The 9,837-nt window shown below is 46.8% G+C and carries 6 protein-coding genes and 1 pseudogene; 6 read left to right on the plus strand and 1 reads right to left on the minus strand.

Annotated elements, in window-relative coordinates:
- Positions 1-223: pseudogene (locus tag O9295_RS10095) on the plus strand (ATP-binding protein); the annotation flags it as partial.
- A 78-nt stretch (positions 224-301) separates the two neighbouring features.
- Positions 302-928, plus strand: a complete 627-nt coding sequence (locus tag O9295_RS10100; protein WP_193958752.1) for a Uma2 family endonuclease — start codon at positions 302-304, stop codon at positions 926-928.
- A gap of 179 nt (positions 929-1,107) precedes the next feature.
- Here O9295_RS10100 and O9295_RS10105 read toward each other — a convergent pair whose 3' ends face one another.
- On the minus strand, positions 1,108-3,990 hold the full coding sequence (locus O9295_RS10105; protein WP_288032865.1) for a plasmid replication protein, CyRepA1 family: 2,883 nt from the start codon (positions 3,988-3,990) through the stop codon (positions 1,108-1,110).
- A 754-nt stretch (positions 3,991-4,744) separates the two neighbouring features.
- On the opposite strand from O9295_RS10105, the gene O9295_RS10110 reads away from it, so the two are divergent.
- From O9295_RS10110 to O9295_RS10125, 4 genes are read left to right on the plus strand one after another with little or no spacing between them, the layout of a single operon-like run.
- A complete protein-coding gene (locus O9295_RS10110) occupies positions 4,745-5,776 on the plus strand; it encodes a metal-dependent hydrolase (RefSeq protein WP_288032866.1) in 1,032 nt (343 codons plus the stop codon).
- Positions 5,766-6,860, plus strand: coding sequence for an ATP-binding protein (locus O9295_RS10115; RefSeq protein WP_288032867.1), 1,095 nt, complete (start codon positions 5,766-5,768; stop codon positions 6,858-6,860). Before O9295_RS10110 ends, O9295_RS10115 begins: the two co-directional genes overlap by 11 nt.
- Positions 6,853-8,289 carry a hypothetical protein gene (locus tag O9295_RS10120; RefSeq protein WP_288032868.1) on the plus strand — a complete coding sequence of 479 codons (1,437 nt, stop codon included), beginning with the start codon at positions 6,853-6,855 and terminating at the stop codon, positions 8,287-8,289. Before O9295_RS10115 ends, O9295_RS10120 begins: the two co-directional genes overlap by 8 nt.
- Positions 8,246-8,875, plus strand: a complete 630-nt coding sequence (locus O9295_RS10125) for a TolC family protein (RefSeq protein ID WP_254064762.1) — start codon at positions 8,246-8,248, stop codon at positions 8,873-8,875. The genes O9295_RS10120 and O9295_RS10125 overlap by 44 nt, the downstream gene beginning before the upstream one ends.
- Positions 8,876-9,837: the final 962 nt, after the last annotated feature.

Genomic DNA, 9,837 nt, shown 5'->3' on the forward strand with positions numbered 1-9,837 from the left:
ATATTTGGGGTTAGAGGGTAATAATTATGACCATACCCAGTGGATCGACGGTACTCCCCTACTAATTGCCGTTCTCATGTGTTTTATGATTCTGCGATTCTTGGGACTCGGTTTTAATAACACCAGTCTTTATCTGATCGGCGGGATACTGACCGTGGCGGTGGGAATGGTCAGGTTGATGATTTATTCCTTACCCCGACAGTCTAACCGTTTGGGACGCTGACCTCATCCTCCCTTAGTAGTTTGGTCTGTCACATATAGTTCCGCTAAACTGAAAGAGTTGAGCTTAATCAACTGACCTATGACCATTGCGATCGACCAACCAATAGAACAAAAGCAACTCAGCTTTGACGAGTTTCTCGCTCGTTACGGTGGCGATAATCGCTACGAACTAATCGATGGGGAGGTGTTCGATTTGGAACCGACGGGTTTGCATGAGGAAGTCGCAGCTTTCTTTACCACAAAGGTCTGTGTCCAAATCGATAAAATAGATTTACCCTGGTTTGTTCTTCAACGGGGATTATTGCGTCCTTCCCACCTTAGTATGACGGCATTTCGACCTGACGTTGCGGTTGTGGATCGAGATGAACTTAGCAAAGAACTACTTTGGTCTAACCAGTCGATTCTGACGCTGGGGAGTTCGATTAAATTTGTGGCAGAAGTTGTCAGTAGCAACTGGCAAAACGATTATGCCCGCAAAGTTGAAGATTACGCCGTTTTAGGCATTCCTGAATATTGGATTGCTGATTATGCGGGATTGGGCGGGACTCGACATATTGGTAAGCCCAAACAGCCCACTCTATCCATCTGTACGCTAGTGGATGGAGAATATGAAATTCAGCAGTTTCGAGGTAATCAGACCATAACTTCCACCGTCTTCCCAGGGCTGAAATTAACGGCTGAACAAGTGTTAAGGGCTGGTGGATAAAAAGCCAGAGATTTATCGAAAAATTGGGTTTAAAGCCTGCCCCTTTTAGGACGGCTTTGTGTTAAGTAAGCGGAAAATTAGATGTGTAGTTGTGATACGCGAACTTACCGTTGGACAAAAGCTAGTGTCACCAACCTATTTCGGGTTGCTAAACCGTAAATAGGGGAATTAAGCTTTTTTTAGGCGGCCGCAGAAGTATCAACATAATTTATAGACTCCGTGGACACGCCCTTATTGTCCCGTTCTAACCACCGACTAAAAATCTCGTTGCGTCCGTCAAGGTTTAGCCCTGCCAAACTGTAAACCCGACGGCGATCGAGTCTTGACCCTAACCGACCACAGCAGGAAAGTTTAAGCCCGAACTTCCCTAGCACTCGTTGTAAGAATCTGATAGGAGTATCCTTTTCGCCTATGCTTATCCCCAAGCAGGTTCTAATATCCTTTTTGTAGGGGATAACTAAGGTTTCGTACCATTCTTGTAAGTCTTCATTGGCGAACGTTCGATCGGCATCTAAAAACTCTGGAATTCTGATAATTTCTAAAACTAACAAGGCAGGGATTAAGCTTTTAGTGAAATCGGGAAGAAAAACACGACCGTCCGAGTTCTTTCCTAATTTCTCCATTCTTTTCTGTTCTTTGTGCTTTATAAAGGGTTTTCCAACGGTCAGGTAATAATGAAGGCTTAATTCGCTAAACCATCCTTCTGAGTCCCTTTTGATGTGGGTAGTGGTAATGTTTTCCGTAAGGTATCGCCGGCATAATTGCCCTTTTCTTAGCTGATAGCGCTGATCGGCAGTGCGATCGCTTAGATTACTCAATTTTTCCAGTTCATCATCGCTAGGGTTAGGGGCGGCGGCGATCATTTCTCGTTCCGTTTCGAGGGCTTCCTCTCTTGTTAGGGTCATCATTAAAGATACTTCATCCGTTATCGTGGGGTCGTCATCGGGATTGTCGCCGGCGGGGAATTGATAGCCTTCGCCGAGTAGTCGTTCTACAATGGCATCCCTATATCGCCATGCTTCGCTATTACAGGTTATCGCATAATCGACCCAAGTTGCGATGAGAATGGCATTTTCCCCCTCAAACAAGGAAATATGATCAAGGTCGCTTAATTCCTTGAAAATAACGGTCGCTTTTCGTTTTTCACCTCTTAACAAGTCCCTAGCGTTAGAACTGCCGTTCCCAGTGAAATTCGCATGAGTTTTGGGAGCGAATAAATGTCTCGGAACGTCGGAACGAACCCGATCAATTGCCTGACAGACTCCATCGACCGACTGACTACCCGAAGAAAAACACCAAACAGAATCAAAATCGCTACGGTCGATGCTTATCCCAGTTTCTAAAATCGGGCTAACTATGGGAATGTCGATCTCTTGGAACAATTCTTTAAGGTTGTCTTCTATCCTGTAGGCTTTATGATTGGGTTCGGCTGTTGTCTCGGAGTCGATCGCTACGGGCTTTCTATCCAGACAATGTTGAGAAATGATCGTTTGTAAATTTTTACTACTGGTCTTAGATGCGGCTGTTTGAGAGCCAGTGATGATGTAGGGACGGCCTCCCTTGTGGATGTGGTCAAGCAATGCGGCCAGCATTTTGGCTTTAGACTCATAGACTGCCAGTGATCGAGGAGTTTCCCTGATATAGGTATTTTGTACTATCCAACTCTCTACTGGTATCCCTAGAAGCTTCTGAATAAAAGTGATCGATCTCTTAGTTAAATAAGCATCACATAAAATTATTTTCCCCCCACCAGCGATCGCTTCCCTGAGTAAATCCCTGAAACTCTCTATGATAGATACTCGATGCCGTCTCATTCCGTCAAGGTCGCTATTTAAAAGATAATTTAGAGACTGTTCTATCTCATCGAGAAAAATATAAGCGCCGTGCCAATTTTCAGGCTTAAATGGTGGGTTAGCTTGAGAATGCAAGCTATTAAAGCATAAAGCATAGCCTAGATAGCTTTTGGTATCGCTTTTATCAGTTCTGTAGTCGATCCCCAATCGCTGGCACAATTCCGATAACAGTTTAACCCGATGACCGATAGGCAGAACCGCTATTCCTTCCTTGCTTGCCTGATCTGCGATCGCTTTTAATACCTCGGTTTTTCCCGTACCCTTCCCGGATTTTATGCAGATAAGTTGAGCATTATCAGGGATTTTAAGGTCTTGTAGGGTTAAAAACTGTTGATTAAGAGTTACATCCGTTATATCCGATATGTCTCTCTTATTTTTACCCTCCCAAGTATCAAAAGGAATAGCGTTATCGAGTACAGCTAGGGCAAAATCCTGGCCTTTTCTGGCATGAATATCATCGATCCCTTTTCCGTTTTTTGGGTCCCAGACAGCAACATGAGGATGCCCGCCAGCCTTTTTGATAGCGATCGCCAGCTTATAAATTCCAGACTCAACCTTTTTAATGGTTGAGGGTTTCAAGTCGCGGTCAAAGGCTATGTTAACCCGTCTCCCTTTGACATAAAGCTGCAATTCAGGGAGCAAAAATAACGGTTTATCTATTCCATTCTCATCCTTATTTTTTGCCCCGCATTGGCAGCCGTATAAGCTAATCGCCGGTTGGTTAAGGGAGACGACTGACAAGGCTTTTTTCCCCCCTTCTGTCAGGGCTAGGGGTATTTCAGGATGATCGAGAAACCATTCCCAGAAAGTCTCATCCTTACCCGGCGGGGTCAGATTATGGGATTGTGCGATCGCTCTGGCAATGCGATCGGGAACAGGGGAAAAGTAGGCCTTATCACCTATTCCTTTTGGGGCCAAGTATTGGCCTGATTTTTTCCCGTCCTGGGCATCCCCAAAAATCTTTAGTTGCCAGGCCTCACCGGTTTCTTGCCGGAATACGGCCGCTAAAAGGTTTGGTTTAGCCTGATCGGTAAACCGGGTGTAGCGATACCCTAGAAGATCGGCGATCGGAGTTCCCAAAACCTCGCGGGTAACGTCATCGATTAGTATGTCCGGAATAATCTCGATCGCCGTGTCGAATACGTCAAGAGCGATCGCACTACCTTCTAAAATTTCTTGTCTGATTTCGGAGCGAGAGGCTTTAAACATGGTGGCCTCCCATCATTTCCCGATAGAGGGTTAGGGGAGTAGTCCCATGATATCCATTTGTCGAAAAAATCAAAAATAAGTTTTTTTCGGCTATAGTCCGCTCTAGTAAAGGGGTTGAGCTACAATTGCGGGGGGAAGAAAAAGGCTTGACAACGGCAGATGTGCTGCACAATAGCCCATTTTTAGTTAACATTTAATTGTATTTAATGTTTTTGGTCCCCCTGCGTCTCCAAACGTTGGGGGTTTTTACTGATCAAGAGAAAGTCCCTAAGCTATATCGATTATACCGTCAATGTTTCGGGATGAGTTGCCTATCAGCTGGCTGCCGAGAAAACACCCGTTCTAATTCTTTTCCCGAACTTGAGACCTCACCACCGTAAACCTCAAGACTTTTCACTGGCTCAACTGGTCGTACAAATGTTCTAAATTAGAAGCAAAGGGTGAGATCGTCGCTTGACAGATCGGCTTCTCAAGGCAAGGTCTTCCAGAAAAAATCTGGCAATCAGCCCACGGAAAAAAAGGTTGAGAAACTGGGTGAATTAAACGGTTAACTTTGGGTTTTAGATTCGGTCGGGTTATCAGTTATCGTAGTTGTCAGTTTACCTATTACCGATCACAGCCAAAAACCAACCTTTGCCGATCGATAATTTAATTATAATTTACAATTCTCACTTCCCAATTCAGAACTGATAAACTATAATTTGTAATCTATAATTCACAATTTATAATTCATAATTTATAATTCATAATTTATATGATGAGCGTCACTCATATAGCCTTTTCGGTAGCTTTGACGAGCATAACGTTGGGAACCGCCAATCCGGAGATATTGGGCATAGCGGCAGTGGCGGCCTTGTTACCAGATATCGACACGGGCAAAAGCTCGATCGGACGGCTCTTGTTTCCCGTCAGTGGTTGGCTAGAAAAGAGAACGGTTCATCGGGGCATAACCCACAGTTTCTTCGCTTCAGGTGTCGTCACCCTTGCGGCTTATCCCCTAGCCCTACTAGGTTATAGTCAACTCTGGTACGGTCTGATTCTCGGTTACTTTTTCGGCTGGTTTGCCGATGTTTTTACTAAGTCGGGAGTGCAGGCGTTTTATCCCGGTCGGGGAAGGATGATCATCCCGAGAAATCCTCGTTTGAGGTTGGCCACGGGCAGTAATGCGGAGTGGTTTCTGCTGTTTGTTCTTGTGGTCGTCTCGGTTATGAGTATTTCTATCAATAGTGGTGGCGGTCTGATTCGCGGATTCAATCAGGTGTTGGGTTTGCCGTCGGGAGCGATCGAGACGGTGAACGAGGATGCTTCCCGTTATCTGTTGCGAGTTAGGGTTCAAGGGAGAAATGCCATTACCGAACAGCCGGTGGATGCCACCTACGAGGTAATCGAACCGTTGACCGTTAGCGATCTGCTGGTCAAGGACGAAGGGGGAACGGTGTACCGACTGGGTTCGAGTCAGGAATCTCAGATCATCGCGTCCCGCATTCGGGTAGAACGGGTCGCACCAGTCCAAGTAAAGATCGAAAATATCTTCTTGGAAGATGAATATTTAGATAGGCTCGCTAATTTAACGGGAAGGGTATATTTAACGGGAACGCTGACCATTGCCGATGGTTCGGGTCTGAGTTTGCCCAGTCATGCCGACCGTTTCGATACTATTACCCTACAACCGGGTAACATCGCCTACGCCCGACTCACCGCCGCTAGTCCCCAGTATGTGATCGACAAGTTGGGAGAATACAGCGTTTCAGGTCATCTCATCGCTAGGATCATAAATGTTCAATAAACAGCAGAAACCACTACCCACCGCCGTTTTACAGGCCCCCAATTCCCCATCAGACGAATCATCGCCACCGTCCGGCATCCTTCTGGGGGATAACTGTTATTGGAATCCTGGTCATCTCCCCAACGGTCACATCGTCGCCATCGGTGCATCCGGTAGTGGCAAAACCCAGACCCTCAAAGCGATCGCCTATTCCCTCAGACAGACCTATCCCGATATTCAGTTATTTATCATCGATTTCCACGGTGATCAAGAGATTATCGGCGAAACTTGTTATCCCCTGCACATGGCCAGTTCTCACGGCATCAATCCCCTGATTGTCAACCTCGATGCTGAAGGGGGTGGTCCCCATCTACAGGCCATCGCCGTTACCACCACTCTAAAACGTTCTTTGCAGTTGGGACCAAATCAGGAAGGTTTACTGTTAGAAATATTGCAATTTTGTTACAACCGGCGGGGTATCAGCCAAGAACAACCGACAAGTTGGACAAGGGAAGCGCCCAATTTTACCGATTTGCAGCAGGAGATCGAGTCGCGGGTGGAGAGCGGCTGTAAGGAATCGCAAAAACTGAAACTGAAACTGATAGCCACCTTCACCTACGGTGTCTTCTGCCGTCCCCAACCCGACTTCACCGAGAAACATATCCGCATCGATCTCTCGAAATTACCGCCGGAGATCGGGGCGATTGCCGCCGAATCCTTGGCCTGGCAATTGATGAACCGACACCGCCTCTTGGGAGAAATCGAAGGGAAGTTACCCCGTACCTACCTATTCATCGACGAGGCCAAGGAATTGCGGAAAAGTCGGGCCTGTGACCGCATCATCGCTGACGGTCGTAAGTACGGGTTGGGTTTGGTGTTGGCATCCCAATCGGAACGACATCTCAGCGACGACGTGATCGGTAACTCCTCTACCAAGATCGTTCTGCCAGTGGACCAATCGGAAGTAAAACGGGTGGCCGCCAAATTCCGTTTCGCCGAGAAGAAAGTAGCCGAGTTAGTACCCTTGACCGCCCTATGTCGTTTCGGCAAACAGGCAGAAGTGACCAGTATCTTTCCCTATCACCGGAGGGTAGAAGATGGTTAGCACTCTTTCTAGGTCAAAACCCCACCAGCGACGCACTGAGACGGTTTTCGCTATCCTCGACGGCGCACCAGCCGGTACGACCTACGAAGGTCTGATCTCGTTGGTACGGGAGAAAACGGGTAAGGGTTGTTCCCGTAAGTTAATCAGTCGCTGGAAACGGGAACGCACGGGAGAAATCGTCTCGGAAATCCCGACTGTCTTGGAAATTCCAACTGTCTTGGAAACGATCGCTTCTCAAAAAACACTTAGACAAAGTTCAGTGCTTGCCCTGAAAGAAGCCGATACTTTCCCCATTGTCCCCAGAATCGAGAAACACAGCGAGAAAACAAGCGAGAGTGTTGCCCTGAGAGAAGCCGATACTTCCCCCATTGTCCCAGAACTCTTATATTCCCCCCGTCCTGATTTCTTTCGTTACCTGACCGTTGCCGCCGCCGCCATCATCGCCCTAGTCGGTTGCAGTTACACCACCGCCCAAAAAACCCCCAGCACCCCCGTTACACCCGTTACACCCGTTACCCCTGTTACCATTCCCTCCTCTCCGAAAAAAACCCACTCCACCGTACCGAGAGAGATCAAAATCCGATTGACTCTTACCACCCCCGCAGATCTGAGGGTCAAACAAGGTTCTCGGATCGTTGCGGGTCAGATACTAAGCGATCGCATTACCGAGAGACAACGACTCCAAACCCAACGTCAACAGTTGGAACTCTCCCTAAAAAAGTTACAGATTCCCTTCCCCGAACTCACCTTACCTTCACCACCCCCAACATTAAATAAACTTCCCCCCGTTTCATACCGGCAAGAAATCGCTCATATTACCCTGAAAACGGGAGAATTACAACAGATAGATACTAAAATCACTCAACAAAAACAGAAAATTTCTCAATTACTAGCCCTGAGAGAAGTCGAAGGGCAGGCAATTATCCCTTCATCGGGGGTTAATGTCGCTTCCCTACCCACTTTTGTTACTATCGACTCTCAACCTTTACCCCCCGTGGAGAAGATTATCGAACACGAACGGGCGAAACTCTCCCAAATGGAAACAGAACGGGAACAGGCAAAAATACAACTGGACATCGCCCGTGCCGCCCTATCGGCCGCCAAGGAAAAGCGTCTTCAGGAAGAATACCAATTGGCTCTAGAAGAAAACCGACGGACGATCACCCTTCAGAACCAACAACTAGAAGTGGAGAAACAGAGGGCGGTTCGCGCCGCACAACTTCAGGAACGAGAATACAACAAAGCGGTGATCAGGACGAGAATACAGGAGATCGACGATGCACTGGTTCAATTGGCTACAGTTAAGGCTCCCTACCCCGGAACGGTCAAACGGCTTAAATGGCAGGGTCAGGATGATCGCCTTCTCTCTGTCGAGCTTACTGTTGATGTGGACTCCCCTACAGGCCGCTCCGCTTCCCTGTCTCGATAGCGGTAACGATTGTCTCCGTACCCTCACCGAAGCGGCGATCGAACGTTCCCCTGAATTGCAGACCCTCGACGAGCGCATCGCCCTGATCGATCGCCGGTTACAGTTGGCTGGACAACGTATCGACCAGGCCAACGCCCGACAATGGACAGGCTATCTCACCACCGACCCGATCGCCATTCTGCAAAATCTGTTTGGGGGTGGTCAGGTACAACAACAGAGGATGGCCATCACCGACCTCGAAATCAGGGCGGCCGACCTAGAGGCGGCCAGGGCTGAATTGGAACGTCAACGGGCTGCCAAACGCTCCCAACTGGGAGAACAGGTCTTAACGCTGGTGATCGCCTACGAAACCGCAGGCGATCGAGAACGGGCGATATTAGCCCAACTGTCCCATCACGACCTCTTGACCCGAATTACCGAGATTGATTACCGTCTGGGCGGTTCATCCACCGAAACCTATCTAACAAGAATCGCCCAACGAGAACAGTTAGAGATTCAGTGGAACCGTTACCGTCTCGAACGGGAAACCGCTAAACGACAACTTCTATCCCTGACCGGGTTTTCCGCTCCTGAAATTACCGGGTAATGGGTTGATATTGTGAAATTGTAAATTTTTGTGGAGAAGTGCGGTCAGAACTAGAATCTTAGCTAGTCTTTTAGAAGAGTTCTGTTATTTTAACTTACTGTCAGGAATTTAGTTAAACAAGGTTTTTGGCAATAGGCTAATCTGGCTAACACGCTTTTGGGCGTGATATAGGGAAAACTTCTTGTGATCACGCCTAAATGGGGTGAGATGCCGAAGGTTGACCCATATCATTACTTTTAGGAGTGTCATACCTGGACTTCCCCCATACATAAATACTAAAAAATTAACAAAACCCTTACTGCATGGAGGTTCTAAGAAAAAATTGAAAAGAGACTACTGGGTACATTTTTCCCTTGAAAATGGCTGTACCGTTGACCGTATCTGGAGTATAGCGATTCCGTAGAGTTGGCTGTATAGTGATCGCTAACCTGATTTTAACAGATAGTGTCATTAATCTCTAGAGTAAGGGATTCGCTCTTTAGCCATGTTTTTGCTAGTTTTCTGCCCTAAAACAAGCTATAATGGTCTAAAGGTCAAATTTGAAAAATTTTGCCTCAAACCCTATCTGCGTAAGAACTTCAGTGTCCAGTAGTTCATTGGTATTGCATTGCTTGAACTCAGGCTCTGTAAGACTTTGAGCCATAGCTAGTATGCTTGTACGGAAAAAGCACATTTGTACTATGCTCACACAGAACCTAGAAGAGCCGTTCAATCTGTGGTAACATCGACTTATCTTCGACACTCAAACCTGTAAGCACAGCATTTTATTTAGATAACATCTACAGTGAATTCGCTAACTATGTGTCACAGAAAAATCCTTACATTAGACCTCTTGCATAAATCCGAAAACAAACGATAGAAACAATAATGGGAGGGACTTTCAGTTAATTATTTATTAGTAGTTGATAATCTTCAAAAATGTTGCTGTACAAGGATCGACTTAAGACTTTTGCAAGAGGTCT

The sequence above is a fragment of the Microcystis sp. LE18-22.4A genome (assembly GCF_027531105.1).
In the GTDB taxonomy this organism is placed as follows: Bacteria; Cyanobacteriota; Cyanobacteriia; order Cyanobacteriales; family Microcystaceae; genus Microcystis; species Microcystis aeruginosa.